This is a genomic window from Kitasatospora sp. NPDC048239 (assembly GCF_043202015.1).
Taxonomy (GTDB): domain Bacteria; phylum Actinomycetota; class Actinomycetes; order Streptomycetales; family Streptomycetaceae; genus Kitasatospora.
Genome location: NZ_JBICZP010000014.1, coordinates 205572 through 222754 on the forward strand (window position 1 = coordinate 205572; position 17183 = coordinate 222754).

A 17183-nucleotide genomic window follows, 5' to 3' on the forward strand; every position below is an offset into this window, starting at 1 on the left:
CCGTGGGCTCGTGCCCCCCGCACCCGGGGGGTTGCGGGGCGCGGGGGGGCGGGGGCGCGGCGCCCCCGGCCCCCCCCCCGGGGGGGGCCCGGGCGGGGGGGGGCCCCCGGGCGGGGGGGGGCGGGCCCCGCCCCCCCGCGTCCGTTCGCCTCCGCCCGCGGCGAGCAGCAGGCCCGCGGCCACCGCCGCCCCGCCGGTGCGGATCGCGCCGGCCGCGGCTGCCGCCCGCGCCCGGGTCTCCGGGGTCAGAGCAGTCGTGAGCGCGGCGGACAGCGGGTCGACGGTCGGTGGCCCGGTCCTGGGCCGCACCGACCCTCGCCGGATTGCCCAACTCCCGCTGTGGTACAGACCATTGACGGTGCGCGGGGGCGGCGTCTACGGTTCCGGTACCGACCTGGCGCAAACATGCCAATCGACTCGGCGGCCAGGGCCGTCCGGTCGATGCCGGCGGATCGGCGCACCCCCACGCGCCGCCTGCGTCGGGCGCACTCTCCATCCACCCCCACGGAGGAGCATCATGCGTAGACGCCACATCATCGGTGCCGTGCTGGCCGCGGCCGCGGCCGTCCCGCTCGTGACGGCCGGACCGGCCCAGTCGCACGGCTTCATCAACCTCCCGCCGAGCCGCTCGGCGCTCTGCGGCGCGGGTGTCGTCACCAACTGCGGTGACATCCAGTGGGAGCCCCAGAGCGTCGAGGGCCCCAAGGGCTTTCCGGCCAAGGGGCCCGCCGACGGAACCATCTGCGCGGGCGCCGACGCGCGATGGGCGCCGCTGGACAACCCGCGCAGCGGCAAGTGGCCGACCACCAAGGTGACGGGCGGTCAGCAGCTCACCTTCACCTGGGAGATCGAGGCCAGGCACTCGACGACGAACTTCCGGTACTTCCTCACCAGGCCCGGCTACGACGCGACCCAGAAGATCACCCGGGCCGCCCTCGACCTCACCCCGTTCCTGACCGTCCCCTACAACGGCCGACAGCCCGCCGCCACCACCACCCACACCGCGACCCTCCCCACCGGCCGCACCGGGCACCACGTGGTCGTCGCGGTCTGGGACGTGGCCGACACCGCGAACGCCTTCTACTCCTGCACGGACGTCCAGTTCTGACCCGTACCGCAGCCATGGGCCCGCTCCGCCGGGTCGTCGACCGCCGAGCGGCCGGCGACCCGCGGGGTGGGCGCACCCGTGCGGCCAAGGGTCTCAGGACTCCGGGCGGGCGGGGTGGGCCGGCCACACCGAGCGCGGGCCGAGCACCCCGGCGCCGAGGGCGGTGACCCGGGCGCGCAGGCCGCGGTCCGCGGTGACGACCCGGCAGTCCCGTCGGGGCCCGGCGGCCAGGGCCTCCGCGACCAGTTCGACGATCCGGTCGTCGCCGGAGCCGGGGGCGGCGACGACCCGGACACCCGGCACCGCCGCCACTCCGCGGGCCGCGCCCTCCACGACCAGCACCACCTCCACCGGTCCGGGCTCCGGCCGGGCGTGAGCCTCGTCCCGGACGGCCGGTCCGTGCCGGGCGACGGCGACCAGCGCGTCGCGCAGCCGCTCGGCCGCCCCCCGGCGGTCCCGCCACCAGCCGTCGGGCACCGAGCCCACCACGTTGGCGGCGTCCACCACCAGTAGTGGCACCCGCTCGTCCGTCCCACCCGCGTCGCGTTCACTCATGGCCCGCAAGCCTGCCACGCGGGATCCCGCTCCCGGCGCCGCCCCTCAAGCGGTCCTGGGAGCGGAGCCGCCCGGGGTGGGCGGAGCCGCCCGGGGTGGGCGGAGCCGCCCGGGGTGGGCGCAGGCGCCCACCCCGGGCAACTGCCGGTGGTCAGCACGTGTAGGAGATCGCCGAGTCGTAACCGGTGCCCCGCGCCGGGTTGTTGAAGTACACGGCGTACATGCCGAACCGGATGCCGTTGCCCCCGATGTAGGTGTACTGCAGGTACTGGTCGTACGAGCCGTACCGGGCCTGGTTCCAGTAGTGCGTCGGGCACCCCTTGCCGCCGAGCGAGACCGGGCCCGGGGGGAGGGCGGCGGCGGTGGCCGACCCGGTGAAGCCGAGGAGCAGTGCTCCGCCGACTGCTGCGGTGGCAGCGGCCTTCACGATCCTGCGCATGGTTCCCTGCCTTTCGACTGGCGAAGGATCACAGAACGTGCGAGATGCGGCCGACGGGCCCCGCGGGCGTCGCCGATCCTGCTGCCTCGGGCGGCCCTCCGTCAATGGTCTGGACCAGAGTGGCCCGGGCGGTGCCCACCGCCAAGTCGGCGGGCTACCGCCATGACGCCACCGCGGAGAGCGGACCCGTGGGCAGGTCCATCCCGCCCGCATGACCGCTGACCGGTGAGCTTCACGCCGGGATGAGCACCGGAAGAACCCGGTTGAGCCGACTGGACGTCTGACGGATCCCCGCCCCGCAGGGCCGGCCAGCCGGCAGGCTTCACGGCGATGACTGTCGACTGCCGCCGGCAGACCGCGAGCAGCCGCCCGAGCCGAAGGACCGCCGTCTCGGATCAGTTGCACCTCATGGGCGGCCATCACGGCGGGAGCCGGGGCGGGGATCTGAACCGGTGGGGGGTGCGGGGCCGTCGAGGGAGTGCGGGGTTCGGTTGTCCCGCGGATGGGGAGGGCTTGGGAGGGTGGCTGTGCTGCGAATGAGCGGGCCGTGGCGGATCACGGTCATCGGGAAGGACGCCGTCTTCGACCAGCGGGCGGTGGTTCGGGCCTCGTACGGGACCGCTGTGCTGGCGGGTCGGGTGGGGGAGTTCCTGGACGTCCGGGAGGACGAGTGGGAGCTGGAGTTGGAGCACAGCTGGAACGGGCGCTGGTGTCCCAACATCCGGATGCGGCTCGGCCCGGTCGAGTGCCTCGGTTCGGGGGAGCGCACGCAGGTGATCCGTAGCAAGGACGCCGACTGGACCGGCGGCCACCCGGAGCATCCGAACTTCGTCCTGCGCCTGTACTCGCTGGCGGCGGTCGGCTTCGAGGCGACTCCAGCCGCCGCCGCGGCGACCGCTGGAGTGGGGGTGACGGCGGCCGTTCGCGCCGGTGTGCCGGTGACGGCGTCGACGCCCGTCGGGCAGGGCATCCCGGTGGCGACGCAGAGCATCCGCACCAGCTCCGGTCCCGCGACGACCGACGGGGCACCTGCGACCGGCGGGGCACCTGCGACCGGCGGGGCACCTGCGACCGGCGGGGCACCTGCGACCGGCGGGGCACCCGGGATCGCGTCGGTGCCCGGGGCCGCGCCCGCTTCGTGGCGGTCTCAGGCCTGACGGGCCGCCTTGGCCCGGTACTTGAGGCCGAGCAGCGCGCCCGGGAGGCCGTGCGGCACCAGCCAGGAGACGTCCTCGCGGTCCACCGCGTCGAACCGGTACTTGTACGGCTCGGTGCCGCGCAGGAAGTCGAAGGTGGCGAGGCCCTGGTCGGCGGCGGCCCGGATCGCCTCGGCGATCACGGCCGTGCCGAGCCGCAGCGGCGCCAGGGACTGGTCCCAGCCGATCTGGTAGTAGGCGAAGGTGTCCCGCCACCGGAACCCGTAGAGCACGCCGACCACCTCGCCGGCCCGCTCGGCGACCAGGAAGGCCGGGCCCTCGCCCCGGCCGGTCGCGGCGGCCCGTTCGATCAGCCGGACGTGCAGCGGTGCGCGGGCCGCGTCGAAGGTGGTCGGCAGGCCGAGGGCGGCCCGACGCTCCCGGTGCAGCCGGAGCACGGCGTGCAACAGTTCGATCCGCTCGGCGAGTTCGCGCTCCCCGACGGCCGGTGCCACCCAGCGGAAGGTGACCCCGTCGGCCGCCAGCTTGCGGCCGTAGCGGCGCAGGTCGGCCCGGAACTGCCGGGAGCCGAGCGCCTCCGGGCCGGCCCTGAGGTCGGTGCGCGGGCACGGGGTGCGGCCGGTCTCGACCGCGCCGGGCGGCAGCCGGTCGCGCTGCCCCGGGTCGAGGTCGGTGAGCAGCAGGGTCGCCCGCCGGGCCCGGCGGTGGAGCCAGTCGGCGACCTCGGCCCGGCGCTCCGGTGCGGCGGTGAAGCCGCAGTGGTCGGCGGCGCCGGGGCCCGAGCCGAGCACGGTCAGGCAGGGGACGGCCAGTGGCGCGCGCGGGTGGAGGCGGCGCCAGGTGCGCAGCAGCGGGACGACGGCCGAGACCCGGCCGTCCGCCTCGCGCCAGACCGTGATCTCGCCGCCGCCCTGCTTCGCGCCGAGCGTCTCCCACCAGGCGAGGGTCCACTCGGGCGTGCCGAACCAGGAGCCGTCCGGGTCGCCGGCCGCCAACTCCCGCCAGCCGTCCAGGATGTCGGCCGGTAGTGCGGCGGTCCGGTACCGGACGGGCCCGACCGCCCGGACCGTCGTCTCGACAGGTGCCATCCCCAACCCCCAGTGTCTCGCCGCCCGGTGTCGCTAAGACTCGGGTGTCCCCCAGGACTCCGTGTCCCTCAGGCTCCCGGTGTTTCTCAGGCCCCGCCGCGCAGTCGGTGCACGGCCGGATGGAGCCCGGAGAGAATTGTGTCGAACCTGTCCCGGCTGGTGGTGGAGTTCACCCGAAGCCGGCTGACCTGCAGCGGGCGGTGCGGCAGCAGGCGGTCGTGCCGGTGGTCGAACAGGAAGCCGATCCGGTAGCCGAGTTGGCGCAGGACGGCGTCCACGCGCGGGTCGGTGTTGCCGTTGGGGTAGGCGAAGGCGGTGGGTTCCTCGCCGTCGAGCCAACCGGTGAGCGAGTGGTGGGCGCGGGTGATCTCGTCCCGGACGGTGTCGTCGTCACAGTGGTCCAGGCAGGGGTGGCCCGCGGTGTGGTTGCCGATCGCCACGCCGGACCGGTGGAGGCCCAATAGGTCCTGCCGGGTGAGCTGTTCCTGCCGGGGCGCCTGGGCGCGGGCGCTCTCCCGCAGCTCGGCGAGGGCGGTGCGGCGGTCCTGGTCGGGCAGGGACTTCATCCTGCGCACCACCGCGCCGGGGGCGCAGCCGGCCAGGGCGCGCGCGGCGCCGCCGTGGGCGGCCAGGAACGCGGCCTCGGACCACCAGAACGGCCGGTCGCCGTCGATGAGTTCGGTCACCACGAAGGCCGCGGCGGGGATGCCGAGCCGGGTGAGGACGGGCAGTCCCTCGGTCAGTACGGTGCGGTCGCCGTCGTCGAAGGTGACCAGCACGCTGCGCGGCGGCAGCGGGCGCCCGGAGCGGACGGCCTGCTCGACCCGGGCCAGGGTGACCGGGCGGGCGAGTCGGAGCAGGCGGGCCATCTGGAGTGCGAAGGTCTGCGGGTCGTCCACGCCGTGGTAGGCCAGCACGGCGAGGCGGCGGGTGGCCGCGAGCCGGAACAGCGGTTGGAGCGGCGAGTTGCGCAGAACGGCGTCGACGGTGGAGCGCCGCCCGGAGAGCCGCGCGGCCGCCGGAGTGCCCCGACCGGTGGGCCCCGAGCCGGTGGGCCCTGCGCCCGTCGGCCCCGAGCTCACGGGGCCTGCGCCGACCGGCCCCGCCTCGGTGGTCGTCGTCTCGGTGGTCCCGGTGCCGGCGGGTCTGATGCCGGCGGGCCCGGCTCCATCGGTGGCGCGGGCGGTGGTCCTGGTGGTCGGGCCACTGACGGCCCCGGTCGAACGCGTGCTCCCGTCAGGCATCGACACGCTCCCCCTTCCTCCACGTGTGCGCTGCGGTGGTCGGGGCGGAGCACGGTGCGGGGCAGGATCCGCCGATCGGCGCACGCCTGCCCGGTGGGCGGCCCGCCCCGCTCCACGAATTACCAAGATAGTGCAAAGTCCCATGCTCCGAGGAGGGTTGTGCAGGCCGGTCGGGTTCCGGCGGGGAGGTTGGCGCATTGTCGGCGCGCCTTGGCCTGAGCGTGGGCTGGGAGCTTTCTGAGCGGCTGCTGGTGGTGCCGGGTGGCGGCGGACGCGGGAGGGCGCGTGGTGCGGAACGGGAGCGTGGTGGCCGGAGGCGGGCGCCGAGGGAACGGGTGTCGTACAGGGGGGAGGGTGGGAGCGAAGGGTCTGACGGCCGGGCGGGCCGGCCGCCGGTTGCGGACCCGGCGGCCGACCCGGGGGAGGGGGCGCGCAGGGCCCCGGTCCGTGGTGGGTGCGGCTCAGCAGTGCGGTCAGAACGGGCTGGTGCAGCTGGTGACCCGCTGGGCGGCGTCCTGGGCGGGGCCGCCGGTGGCGCAGATCATGGTGAGCTCGTTGGTGACCACGCGCGGCGTCACCGCCTTGGCGAACCCGGTCTGCAGGGTGGTCGCGGAGGCGACCGTCACCCAGGGGCTGCCCCAGGCGCGCTGGGTCTTCACCTCGACCTGAACCAGCGTCAGCTGCGCCGGGTGGGCGGGCGAGACCTGGGCGACGCCGATGACGCCTCCTCCGCCGTCCTTCTGCTGCCAGACGCACGGGTGGTTGACGACGGCCGTACAGCTCACTCCACCGGCCTCGCCTGCTGCCGTAGTCGCCGAGGCCGGTCCGGCCGTGGCCGCTGCGATCCCTGCCACCGCGACGATCAGGGCTGCGATCCGAGCGCGCATGATATGAACCTCCTTGGAAAGAAAGGGAATCTCACTCCGTGGGATGAGTCTTGCACACATTGTGAACATGCCATATGTGGGCTGCATCACACTCAAGGTGACGGTTCAACTACATTCCGCAACTTCTTTGAATGCTGTTCAACGAGGTGTTCAGGAGGTTGCCGAGGGGGATCCACGGCCCCCGCCCCCGCCGGTCGCGTCCAACGCCCTCAAGGGATCGGCGCGTTCACGTGACGTCCGGGGCGCGCCCGCAGCGCCTTCACTCGTACGGGTGGCGGACCGGCGCGAAGTCGTTCGGGCCGGTACCATCGTCGCGACTCACGGAGGTGGCTGCGTGGACACGGTCATCGTTCAACTGCCCGAATCCCGCCCGGAATCCGCCTCCGGCGGTCGGCCGGCACTGCTGCGGATGGGCCCTGGAGAGGCCGCGCTTTTCGGTCGCGGCGAGCCCGGACGGCCCGTCGCCATCCCGCTCGCCGACCAGGGCGTCTCGCGCCGGGCCGGCGAGGTCACCGCGGCCGAGGACTACTGGCGGCTCTCCAACTTCAGTGCCACCGCCACGTATGTGGTGGAGAACCTGGAGGGTGCGGGCGAGCACGTGAAGGTGGCGCCCGGTCGGCTCGGCGCACCGGTGCCCTTCGAGTTCTCCCGGGTGCTGCTGCCGGCCCTCGGCGAACCGGCCGCCTTCAAGGTCTTCGCACCCCAGCACGCCTACCTCGACGGCGAGTCCGGCGGAGGCGGCGGGGAGCGCACGGTCAGCCCGTTCGCGCTCGACCCCACCTCGAAGTACTTCCTCGTGCTGCTCGCCCTGTGCGAACCCAGACTGCGCTCGCCCTCCGCCGCCGCGGTGCCGGGCGCCACCGACGTGGTGGCCCGGCTGCGGGCCCTGCCCTCCTGCCGGGGGCTCACCCGCTCGGCCGTCAACTACCACATCGACTACCTGGTGGTCGCCAAGCTCCGGCTGCGCGAGAGCGCGGACGAGGACCCGGCAGTGGGCGCCCGGGCGGGTGGCAAGCGGGAGGAACTCGTGGCGCTGGCACTGAGGTTCGACCTGGTGCGGGAGGAGCACCTGGCGCTGCTCCCGCCCCGGCGCGGCTGCTGACCCCGCGGTGGACCCCGACAGCCCCCGCCCGGCGACGCCGAGCCCGGAGAGGTCAAGCCCCGAAAGGCCCACGCCCGAAGAGCCCACCCCCGACGCCACCGAACCGCCGTCCGACATCCCGGCCGGCTACCCCGTGGCGGGCTACCGCATCGGCGAGCTCATCGGCAGCGGGGCCTGGGGGAGCGTCCACGCCGCCACCGGACCGGGCCAACCCCCGGACGCCGCCGTCAAGTTCCTCAGCCCCGCCCGGCTCAGCCCCGGCCAGCGCCGCACCATGACCGAGATCGCCCGCAGCGAGACGCGCTTCAGCCGCCGGGCCGACCACCCCCACCTCATCCGCACCCTCGCCGTCGTCACCATCGACGACCCAGCCCACCCCCGACTCGACGGCGCCGTCGCCCTGGTGATGGAGCGCGCCGCCCGCAGCCTGCAGGACGTCCTGGACTCGGCCCGGCCCGGCAGGCCCGTCCCCGGGGCCGAACGCGTCCTCGCCGAGGTCTGCGCGGGCCTCACCCACATGCACACCGGCGGGTGGGTGCACGGTGACCTCAAGCCCGCCAACATCCTGCTGATGCCCGACGGCACCGCCAAGCTGGCCGACTTCGGCCTCACCGCCGAACTGGAGGGCACCCACGCCTACGCCCCGCCGCTCGGCTCGCCCGACCACGTCCCGCCAGAATGGTGGTCCCAGCGCACCGGCGCCCGCGGCATGGCCCTGCGCCCCAGCGCCGACATCTGGGCCTTCGGCGTCCTGGCCCACCAGGCGCTCACCGGCGGGCTGCACCCCTTCCTCGGCGCCACCGCACGGGCCCGCTCGCTCGCCGCCCAGGCCTATGCGCGGGGCGCGGCGCCGCTGCGGTTGGACGACGCCCTGCCCGCGCCGTGGCGGGCGGTGGTGACGGCCTGTCTCGCCGCCGACCGCGAGGCGCGCGGCCGGGTCGACCTCGCCGCCCTGGTGGCCGGGACCGCCCTGCCGGCCGGGGCTGCCCCGCCGGCGGGGCGCGGCCCGTCGCGGCGGGCCCGCCCGCGTCCGGCGCGCCGGGGCGGCCTGCTCGCCGGGGCCGGCGGCCTGGCCGCGGCGGCCGCGGTGCTGCTTGCCGCCACCGGTGGCCCGGAGCCCGCCCCCGCCGCCCGGCCCGCCCCCGTGCCGGTGCAGTCCGCCTCGGCCCGGCCCGCCCCCGTCCCGGCCGGCGCGATCCCGGCGGGCGCCGACGTCCCCGCTGCGCTGCGCGGTCCGATCGAGGACGCCGCCCGCCGCTGCCCGGAACCGGAGATCACCCCGGTGCTGCTGGCCGCCATGCTGAAGGCCGAGAGCGGCTTCGACCCGAAGGCCGCCCACCCCGAGTCCGGCGAGTACGGCATCGCGATGTGGACGCCCGCCGTCTTCAACGCCTGGGCGCAGGACGGCGACCACGACGGTGTCAAGGACTACCTGGACCCGGCGGACGCGATCGCGTCGATGGGCAACTACGTCTGCTGGCTCGATCAGCAGTTCAAGCGCCGGGGCCTGGCCGGTGACCTGTCCGCCCTCGTCACGGCCGGCTACCGGACCAGTGACAAGACCGTCGCCGACACCGGCGGCGTACCCGAGCGGGTGAAGGCGCACGTCGGGAAGGTGCTCGGATACCTCGCCGAGTACGGTGGCTGACCAGCGCGGTTCCCGGCTGCGGAGGCTGTGCGGCCGGTCACGTCCGCGGCGGCCCCGGTGGCGTCGCCCGGTCGCGCGGGGGCCGGTCTGCGATGCTCGGCCGCATGTTCACCAAGCTCCGCGCGGCCACCGCTCAGTGGACCGCCGCCGTTCCGGTGGTGGCCTTCGTCCTCCTCGTCCTGACCTGGCACCGCGACCTGCCCGGCTGGGTGGTGGGGCTGGTGTCCTGCTTCCTGGCCGGTGCGGTGCTCGCCGCCGTGCACCACGCCGAGGTGATCGCCCACCGGGTGGGGGAGCCGTTCGGCTCGCTGCTGCTCGCGGTCGCGGTGACCGTCATCGAGGTGGCGCTGATCGTGACGCTGATGGCCGACGGCGGGGACAAGGCCGCGACCCTCGCCCGGGACACGGTGTTCGCCGCCGTGATGATCACCTGCAACGGCATCCTGGGCCTGTCCATCCTGGTCGCCGCGTTCAGGTACCGGGTGGCGGTGTTCAACGCCGAGGGCACCGGCGCGGCCCTGGCCTGCATCGGCACCCTGGCCACGCTCAGCCTGGTGCTGCCGACCTTCACCACCAGCTCGCCGGGCCCGCAGTTCTCCTCCACCCAGCTGATCTTCGCGGCGACCGCGTCGATCGTGCTGTACGGACTGTTCGTGGCCACGCTGACCGTCCGGCACCGGGACTACTTCCTGCCGGTCACCTCGGAGGGCAGGGTGCTGGACGAGGACCACGCCGATCCGCCGACCGCCCGGGCGGCCTGGACCAGCCTGGCGCTGCTCGCCGTCGCGCTGGTCTCGGTGGTGGGGCTGGCCAAGAGCGTCTCGCCGACCATCGAGTCCGCCGTCTACTCGGCCGGCCTGCCGTCCTCGGTGGTCGGTGTGGTGATCGCACTGCTGGTGCTGCTCCCGGAGACCATCGCGGCGCTGCGGGCGGCGCTGCGCAACCGGGTGCAGACCAGCCTCAACCTTGCGCTCGGTTCGGCGCTGGCGAGCATCGGGCTGACCATCCCGGCGGTCGCGGTGGCCTCGGCCTGGCTGTCCGGCCCGCTGGTGCTGGGTCTGGGCCCGTCCCATCTGGTGCTGCTCTCGCTGACCATCGCGGTCGGCACGCTGACGGTCATCCCGCGCCGGGCGACCCCGCTGCAGGGCGCGGTGCACCTGGCGATCCTGGCGGCCTACGTGGTGCTCGCGGTGAACCCCTGAGCTGTCCGGATTTCGACCCGTACAAGCGGATTGTCCGGTCGGATCAAAGCCGCAATCCGGTCATCCGGGCGGCGTGTGAGGCGCGCTGACCGCCGGTCGAGGAGGGGCCGCCGGACGCCCCGCGGGGCACCCGGCGGCCGCTCCGCCCCGGCAGGGTGCGAGGATGGCCCGGACCGCCCCCGACGGCGGACCTCCGCCGACCGGCCGCCCCCACTACCCCGGGGCGGCCCGATCTGGGCACACGGCGACGAGGTCCGCGCTCCGTACCCCGGCAGCCTTCCCGGTGTGGCGCCTCCCTGCCCTCACTCCCTCACACCGCGAAGAAGACGCACCGTGACGCACCGCTCCCTCATGCCCGCACACACCCCCAGACCCGGAAGCGCCAGACCCGGTAGCGCCAGACCCGGCGCCCCCGGACCCGGCACCCCCGTGCCCGGGCGTCCCCGCAGCGCCCCCGCACCCCTGCGCACCGCCGCCGTACTCGCCGGCGGCGGCCTGCTGCTCTCCGGCTGCGCCGGCGCCCCCGCCGTCCAGCCCGGCAGCCAGGCCGACCTGCGGGCCCGGATCCCCAAGGCGGTCAAGGCCGCCGGGGTGCTCCGGATCGGCTCCTACCTCAACTACGTCCCGGTCGACTTCAAGGACCCGAACGGCGCCCCCGCCGGGCTGGATCCCGAGCTCGCCACCGCCATCGGCAACTACCTCGGCCTGCGGGTCGAGTTCGCGGACATGGCGTTCGACAAGCTGATTCCGGCCGTCCAGTCCAAGCAGCTCGACCTGGTGATGTCGGCCGTCATCGACACCAAGCAGCGCCAGCTCGGCGCCGCCGACGACGGCCACCAGGTCGACCCGGGCGTGGACTTCATCGACTACTTCCTGACCGGTACCTCGATGGTGGTCAAGACCGGCAACCCGCTGAACCTCAGCACCCTGGACAGCCTCTGCGGGCACGCCGTGGCCGTCCAGCGCGGCACCATCCAGGACGAGCAGGCCGGCCGCCAGAGCACGGCCTGCCTGCGGATCGGCAAGCCGCTGCAGATCCGCCAGTTCGAGGACGACGACCAGGCGCTCGCGGAGGTCGCCGCCGGGACGGCGGTCGCCGACCTCAACGACTACCCGGTGGCCCAGTACAACACCATGCAGCCGCAGCGCGGCGGCCGGTTCCAGCTGGCCAGCACCCACTTCCTGCAGTCCGGCCCGTACGGCATCACGGTGGCCAAGGACAACACCCAGCTGCGGGACGTGCTCGCCAAGGCCCTGGACCAGGTGATCCGCGGCGGGGAGTACGACAAGATCCTCACCAAGTGGAACGTCCGGCCGGGCGGCGTCTCCAGCGCGGTGGTCAACGGCGGTCTCTGACCGGTCCGCGCCGACCAGGCGGCGGCGACCGGTCCGGATCAGAACGGATCGTGGCGACCGACCTGAACCGTGCCGCGGCGACCCGCGCTGTGCGGCCCGCCCCGGTGGCCGGTATTGACCGGCCATCGGGGCGGGCCCGCGTGTCGGAGCGTGAGCCTGGCCGTCGCTGTCCCTATCGTCTGAGACCGCTGGGACCGTCGCGACCGTCGGGACCGCCCGACTCCAGCCGGGTCCAGCCGAGTCCGCAGCCGATCAGACCCCTGGAGTGCGCGATGCCCGGCCCCGAGCAGCAGTTGACCGTTGGCGGTGGCCCCGGCCGCCTGGAGGACGGCGCCGACGTGATCGTGGTCGGCGCGGGCCCGGCGGGCTCCACCGCCGCGTACCACCTGGCCCGCACCGGGCTCGACGTGCTGCTGCTGGAGAAGTCCGCCTTCCCCCGCGAGAAGGTCTGCGGCGACGGTCTGACCCCGCGCGTCGTCAGGCAGCTGACGGACATGGGCGTCGACGTCTCCGAGGAGGCGGGCTGGCTGCACAACCGGGGGCTGCGGCTGGTCAGCGGCCGCCACCGGCTGGAGCTGGACTGGCCGGAGCTGTCCGCCTACCCCGGCTTCGGGCTGGTCCGGCGGCGCGCGGACTTCGACGAGCTGCTCGCCCGCCGGGCCGAGGCGGCCGGCGCCCGCCTGATCGAACGGGCCAATGTGGCAGGCCCGTTGGTGGACGAGCGGAGCGGGCGGATCATCGGAGTGACGGCCCGCCTCGGCGACCGCAAGCAGCCCGTCGAGTACCGCGCCCCGCTGGTGGTCGCCGCGGACGGCAACTCCACCCGGCTGTCACTGGCGATGAAGCGCTACCGCCGCACCGACCGCGCGATGGGCGTGGCCTACCGGACGTACTTCACCACGCCGCGCCACGACGACCGCTACCTGGAGGCCTGGCTCGACCTGCGCGACCCCGGGAACCCGGAGCGGCGTGTGGTGCCCGGCTACGCCTGGGTGTTCGGGATGGGCGACGGCACCGCCAACATCGGTCTCGGCGTGCTCGACACCGCCGCCGTCGCGGGCGAGCTCGACTGGCGGGAACTGCTGCGCAGTTGGTGCGCCGGCCTGCCGCCCGAGTACGGCTACACCCCGGAGGCCGTCACCGAACCCGTCCGCGGCTCCGCGCTGCCGATGGGCCTCAACCGCCGGCCCCACTACGCGGACGGCCTGCTGCTGGTCGGCGACGCGGGCGGCACCGTCAGCCCCGCGACCGGCGAGGGCATCGCGTACGCGATGGAGTCCGGTCGCTACGCCGCCGAGACGATCGTCCAGGCGCTGGCCCGCCGCACCGACCACGGCCGCGAACTCGCCCTGTACGCCTACCCGCAGGCGCTGCGCTCGGCCTACGACGGCTACTTCGCGCTCGGACGCCTCGCCGCCCGGGTACTCGCCCGGCCCCGTCTGCTCGGCCCGGCCGGCGCGCTGGGCCTGAGCAGCCCCGCCCTGCTCCGGGCCGTCTTCCGGCTGATGGTCAACCTGACCGAGCCCAACTCCCGCGACGCCCTCGACCGGCTGCTGCACGCCCTCGGCAAGGTGGCCCCCAGCGGCCGGTGACGCCGACCGACCGTCCCCACCCGCGGGGGCCGGCGGCGCGGAGCCGGGCCGGGGGCTCGAACCGCAGCCCGGCTCCGTCCGCACGCCCGCGCGACCCTCCAGCGTGCACGCCCCAGGGGGCCATCCGTGCGCGGGTTGGCCGAAAGGCGAGATTTGGCCGACCTTGCGGGCCAGCCGTGTTGACGAAGGATCAGCTGATCCGCTTGCCTAGGTGGCGACCTGGACACGGAGGGTGACGGATCATCCTCCGACCGCCCCGACCCCGATACGACGGAGACACATCGTGCGCCTTCGCCTTCGCCTGCTCGTCGCGCCACTCGCCGCGGCCGTCGCCCTGATCGCCCCGAGCCTGCCGGCCTCCGCCGCCGATGCGGCCGCCACCGCCGCCACCGCCACCCCCTCCGACGAGTGCTCGACCGCCGACCACCAAGGCGACGCGCGGCTCGGCCCCGAGGACCTGCCGACCACCGGCCGGGTCGGCCGCGAGCTGATCGGCTACCAGCGCACCGGCAGCCTCTCCACCGACCAGTTCCTCGCCACCTACTACAGCCCCACCGCCAACAACGGCGCCCCCGGCTGGATCTACCCGCCGGCCAACGGCTACGTCACGCTGCCGGACGGCACCCCGATCGAGTTCGAGATCACCCTCTACCCGAACCAGAACATCGACCGCTACGGCAGCGAGTACGGCAGCTTCCTCGCGCCCGAGGGCCTGCCCTACGGCACCCGGTCCATCCCGCCGCAGAGCCTGGACAGCAACCCGGCGGCGCCCTGCAACTACCACGACTACAAGGTGCTGAAGCCGTTCAAGGTGCACGCGGGCCCGATCGCCCCGTGGTTCGGCCAGCCCGGCTACGGCCTGCAGTACCAGCTCGACGCGGCCTTGGTGCCGAACGGCCCGGCCCGGCTGAACGTGCTGTGGCTGGTGGACAACGGCTACCTCGCCCGGATCTGATGACGCGTCGGCGGTGACCGGGGAAGGCCCGGTCACCGCCGGCTGCCCCGGCGGGGTGGCGGTGGCCTGCGGAAATTCGCTGGCGCACGGGTGGTACCCCGGGGTAGGAAAGCCGCATGAACACCGTTGAGCCCACCGTTGAGCAGCGCGCCTTCCGACCGACCACCCTGGACCTGGGCGACGCCGTGCTGCGCCCCTGGGGCCCGAGCACGACCGTGCGCGGTGGAGCGGCGGCCGGCATGCTCGCCGCCGCCGCCGACCCGGACATCGCCATGTGGAGTCCGATCCGCGCCACCGACCAGGCCGGGGCCGAGGCGTTCCTGGACCGCCTCGCCGCCGGCTGGGAGAGCGGCAACAGCGCCCCCTTCGCCATCGTGGGTGCCGGGGACGACGAACTGCTCGGCACCGTCGGGCTGCGCTGGGTCGACCGCGCCGACGGCCTGGCCATGATCGGCTACTGGCTGCTCCCCGCCGGCCGCGGGCGCGGCCTCGCCACCCGGGCCACCCGGGCCGTCACCACCTGGGGCATAGCCGAGTCCTGGGTCCGGCGGGTGGAGATCGCCCACGCGGTCGGCAACGAGGCCTCGTGCCGGGTCGCCGAGCGCTGCGGCTACCCCGCCGAGGGCACCCTGCGCGCCTCCCACCGCTTCGGCGACGGCAAGTACCACGCCGAGCACCTGCACGCCCGCCTGGCCGAGGACCCGGAGCCCGCCGACCTGCCCGGCGAGTGACCGACCCGGCGGGCGGCCTGCCCGCCGTGCGACCAGCCCGCCGGGTACCGGGCCCGCCGTTCGAGATCGGGCCCGGCGCAGGTGGTCACCGTGCGTGCCGTAGCCGTGCGGTAAGCGCTACATCGGATCCGCCGACTCTCCGTATCGGGCGGGGGAGGGGGGTCCGGGCCTAACCTGGAAGAGCACGGCCGGTGCACGGCGTGCGGACGGTCGCCGCACGGGTGCGAAGCGGTACGGCATGTGGGACGAACGCGCTTCGGAAGGCCTTCGGAAGCTCCTCGGAGACGCTCCTGAGGGGCTTCGGAACGGGAGAGGTGGGCCATGACGGTCATCTCGGCAGCACTCTTCGGTACCGACTGGCGCCCGGCCCTGCCCGGTTCGGCCGAGTTGCTGCGCGAGTGCGCCGCCCGGGGCTGGACGGTGGTGCTCACCGGGCCAGGGCCGGCCGGCGCCCGCGCGCTGACCGTGACCGCCCCCGGAGCCGATCCGCTGAGCGCGGCCCTCAACCTGGTGGACGGCGCCGCGTCCCATGCGGTCTACGTCGCCGGCAGCGTCCGCGAGGTGCGGGAGGCCCGCCGGATCGGGGTCCCCTGCGTCGCGGTGGCGGCCGACGGCGTCATCGGACCGGAGCTGCTGGCGGCGGGCGCGGCCGAGGTGCACCGCGACACCACCGCCCTGCTGCGCGTGTTGGACGACAGTCTGCTCGCCCGCCCCCGGGCCTTCGGCCCGGCCGCGATGAGCGGTTAGCGCCCGTACCGGGCACATGGCTGCACCGGGCAACCGCCGGGTGCCAGGACGTCACCGGAAGTGTCGGAGGTGGCCGAGATGGACGGACCCGCCTTGAGCGGACGGGAGCGGCGGCTTCTCGAGGAGATCGAGGGTGATCTGCGTCAGGACGCCCGCCTCGACCGGCGGCTGAGCACGATGGGTGCGAAGCGTCCGAGCCGGTTCCGGCGCACGCTGCGCGGCCTGGCCCGCCGGATACCGTCCGGCGTGGTGATGACCGCGCTGGTACTGGCCGCGATCTGCCTCAGCATCGGCGTTCGGACGCCCACCGTGCCGGTCCTGACGGCCATCGCGCTGGTGTGGGCGCTCGGGGTGGCCGTCTCGGTCGGCGTCATTGTCCTGCTGCGCCGCCGCCGTACGGGCGAAGGCGGGCGCGGCCGGTCCGGCGAGAACCGGCCCTGGGACCATCCGGAGGCATGATGACCACCGACCTGTGGGAGTACCGCCCGGGCTCCCACCACGCCGCGGACCTGAGCCTGACCGGCTACGAGGTGGAGGCGACCGACGGCCCGCTCGGCCGGGTGGAACACGACGCCGGCGACCACATCCTGGTCGACACCGGCCCCTGGGTGCCGGGGGCCCGGGTGCTCGTCCCCGTCGGGCTGGTCTCCCGGATCGACCACCTGGAACTGGTCGTCCACCTGGACTGCCCGCGCGCCCGGATCCGCTCCGCCCCGCCGCCCTCGGCGGTCGAACTGGGCGGCCGCGCCGCACTGGACGCGCACTACCGGAAGTGAGCGCCGTGCCCTGGCCCCGGACCACCCTCACCGGCCGGACCATCGCCGTCCTGGTCGCCCCGGAGGGCGCCGAGCAGATCGAACTCACCTCCCCCTGGCAGGCCGTGGCCGAGGCGGGGGGCACACCGCGCCTGCTGTCCACCGCGCCCGGCCGGGTGCTGGCCTTCCACCACCTCACCCCCGGCGACACCTTCGCCGTGGACCAGCCGGTCGGCGAGGCCGACACCGCCGACTACGACGGCCTGGTCCTCCCCGGCGGCGTCGCGAGCCCCGACCACCTGCGCACGGACCCGGCCGCCGTGGCCTTCGTCCGCGCCTTCTGCGCGTCCGGCCGCCCCGTCGCGGTGATCTGCCACGGCCCCTGGACCCTGATCGAGGCCGACGCCGTCCGCGGCCGCACCCTCACCTCCTGGCCGAGCCTGCGCACCGACCTCCGCAACGCCGGCGCCACCTGGGTCGACGAGGAGGTCCACATCTGCCGTGCCGGTCCGGGCGTGCTCGTCTCCAGCCGCAGGCCGGACGACCTGCCCGTCTTCAACGACACCTTCGTCACGGAGTTCGCCCACGCGGCGCAGGCCGCGCACCGGTGAGGCGGG

At 74.8% G+C, this 17183-nt stretch carries 18 protein-coding genes; 13 read left to right on the forward strand and 5 right to left on the reverse strand.

Annotation, left to right across the window (positions count from 1 at the left end; translation table 11 throughout):
• The first annotated feature begins 517 nt into the window (after positions 1-517).
• The gene (locus ACGFZP_RS30855) at positions 518-1108 is read left to right on the forward strand and encodes a lytic polysaccharide monooxygenase (RefSeq protein ID WP_392939299.1); all 591 of its coding nucleotides are present in this window, start codon (positions 518-520) and stop codon (positions 1106-1108) included.
• A 93-nt stretch (positions 1109-1201) separates the two neighbouring features.
• On the opposite strand, the gene ACGFZP_RS30860 is transcribed toward ACGFZP_RS30855, so the two are convergent.
• Positions 1202-1663: an NTP pyrophosphohydrolase gene (locus ACGFZP_RS30860; protein WP_392939301.1), complete on the reverse strand. Its 462-nt coding sequence runs from the start codon at positions 1661-1663 to the stop codon at positions 1202-1204.
• A gap of 151 nt (positions 1664-1814) precedes the next feature.
• Positions 1815-2102 (reverse strand): hypothetical protein, encoded by a 288-nt coding sequence (locus ACGFZP_RS30865; protein WP_392939303.1) that lies wholly within the window; start codon positions 2100-2102, stop codon positions 1815-1817.
• A gap of 521 nt (positions 2103-2623) precedes the next feature.
• On the opposite strand from ACGFZP_RS30865, the gene ACGFZP_RS30870 reads away from it, so the two are divergent.
• Positions 2624-3259, forward strand: coding sequence for a hypothetical protein (locus ACGFZP_RS30870; protein ID WP_392939304.1), 636 nt, complete (start codon positions 2624-2626; stop codon positions 3257-3259).
• On the opposite strand, the gene ACGFZP_RS30875 is transcribed toward ACGFZP_RS30870, so the two are convergent.
• The 3 genes from ACGFZP_RS30875 to ACGFZP_RS30885 form a co-directional block, all read right to left on the reverse strand.
• A complete protein-coding gene (locus ACGFZP_RS30875) occupies positions 3250-4347 on the reverse strand; it encodes a GNAT family N-acetyltransferase (RefSeq protein WP_392939305.1) in 1098 nt (365 codons plus the stop codon). The genes ACGFZP_RS30870 and ACGFZP_RS30875 overlap by 10 nt on opposite strands.
• An 86-nt stretch (positions 4348-4433) precedes the next feature.
• Positions 4434-5591 (reverse strand): polysaccharide deacetylase family protein, encoded by a 1158-nt coding sequence (locus ACGFZP_RS30880; protein ID WP_392939307.1) that lies wholly within the window; start codon positions 5589-5591, stop codon positions 4434-4436.
• A 473-nt stretch (positions 5592-6064) separates the two neighbouring features.
• Positions 6065-6478: a hypothetical protein gene (locus tag ACGFZP_RS30885; RefSeq protein ID WP_392939309.1), complete on the reverse strand. Its 414-nt coding sequence runs from the start codon at positions 6476-6478 to the stop codon at positions 6065-6067.
• A 334-nt stretch (positions 6479-6812) separates the two neighbouring features.
• On the opposite strand from ACGFZP_RS30885, the gene ACGFZP_RS30890 reads away from it, so the two are divergent.
• The 11 genes from ACGFZP_RS30890 (at position 6813) to ACGFZP_RS30940 (ending at position 17177) form a co-directional block, all read left to right on the forward strand.
• Positions 6813-7580 (forward strand): serine/threonine protein kinase, encoded by a 768-nt coding sequence (locus tag ACGFZP_RS30890; protein ID WP_392939311.1) that lies wholly within the window; start codon positions 6813-6815, stop codon positions 7578-7580.
• A gap of 7 nt (positions 7581-7587) precedes the next feature.
• Complete coding sequence (locus tag ACGFZP_RS30895) at positions 7588-9228, forward strand: protein kinase (RefSeq protein WP_392939313.1); 1641 nt, start codon at positions 7588-7590, stop codon at positions 9226-9228.
• A 104-nt stretch (positions 9229-9332) separates the two neighbouring features.
• The gene (locus tag ACGFZP_RS30900; RefSeq protein ID WP_392939314.1) at positions 9333-10430 is read left to right on the forward strand and encodes a calcium:proton antiporter; all 1098 of its coding nucleotides are present in this window, start codon (positions 9333-9335) and stop codon (positions 10428-10430) included.
• Between the two features lie 429 nt (positions 10431-10859).
• Positions 10860-11786, forward strand: coding sequence for an ABC transporter substrate-binding protein (locus tag ACGFZP_RS30905; RefSeq protein ID WP_392939316.1), 927 nt, complete (start codon positions 10860-10862; stop codon positions 11784-11786).
• Between the two features lie 272 nt (positions 11787-12058).
• The gene (locus tag ACGFZP_RS30910) at positions 12059-13378 is read left to right on the forward strand and encodes a geranylgeranyl reductase family protein (RefSeq protein WP_392939317.1); all 1320 of its coding nucleotides are present in this window, start codon (positions 12059-12061) and stop codon (positions 13376-13378) included.
• 283 nt (positions 13379-13661) lie between these two features.
• Entirely contained in the window at positions 13662-14333 is a 672-nt protein-coding gene (locus tag ACGFZP_RS30915) for a TNT domain-containing protein (RefSeq protein WP_392939318.1), read from the forward strand.
• A gap of 116 nt (positions 14334-14449) precedes the next feature.
• Positions 14450-15064, forward strand: coding sequence for a GNAT family N-acetyltransferase (locus ACGFZP_RS30920; RefSeq protein ID WP_392939319.1), 615 nt, complete (start codon positions 14450-14452; stop codon positions 15062-15064).
• Between the two features lie 321 nt (positions 15065-15385).
• On the forward strand, positions 15386-15811 hold the full coding sequence (locus ACGFZP_RS30925) for an HAD family hydrolase (RefSeq protein WP_392939320.1): 426 nt from the start codon (positions 15386-15388) through the stop codon (positions 15809-15811).
• 78 nt (positions 15812-15889) lie between these two features.
• Positions 15890-16270, forward strand: coding sequence for a hypothetical protein (locus tag ACGFZP_RS30930; protein WP_392939322.1), 381 nt, complete (start codon positions 15890-15892; stop codon positions 16268-16270).
• On the forward strand, positions 16267-16587 hold the full coding sequence (locus ACGFZP_RS30935) for a PRC-barrel domain containing protein (RefSeq protein ID WP_392939324.1): 321 nt from the start codon (positions 16267-16269) through the stop codon (positions 16585-16587). The genes ACGFZP_RS30930 and ACGFZP_RS30935 overlap by 4 nt, the downstream gene beginning before the upstream one ends.
• Positions 16584-17177, forward strand: a complete 594-nt coding sequence (locus ACGFZP_RS30940) for a type 1 glutamine amidotransferase domain-containing protein (protein WP_392939326.1) — start codon at positions 16584-16586, stop codon at positions 17175-17177. Before ACGFZP_RS30935 ends, ACGFZP_RS30940 begins: the two co-directional genes overlap by 4 nt.
• Positions 17178-17183: the final 6 nt, after the last annotated feature.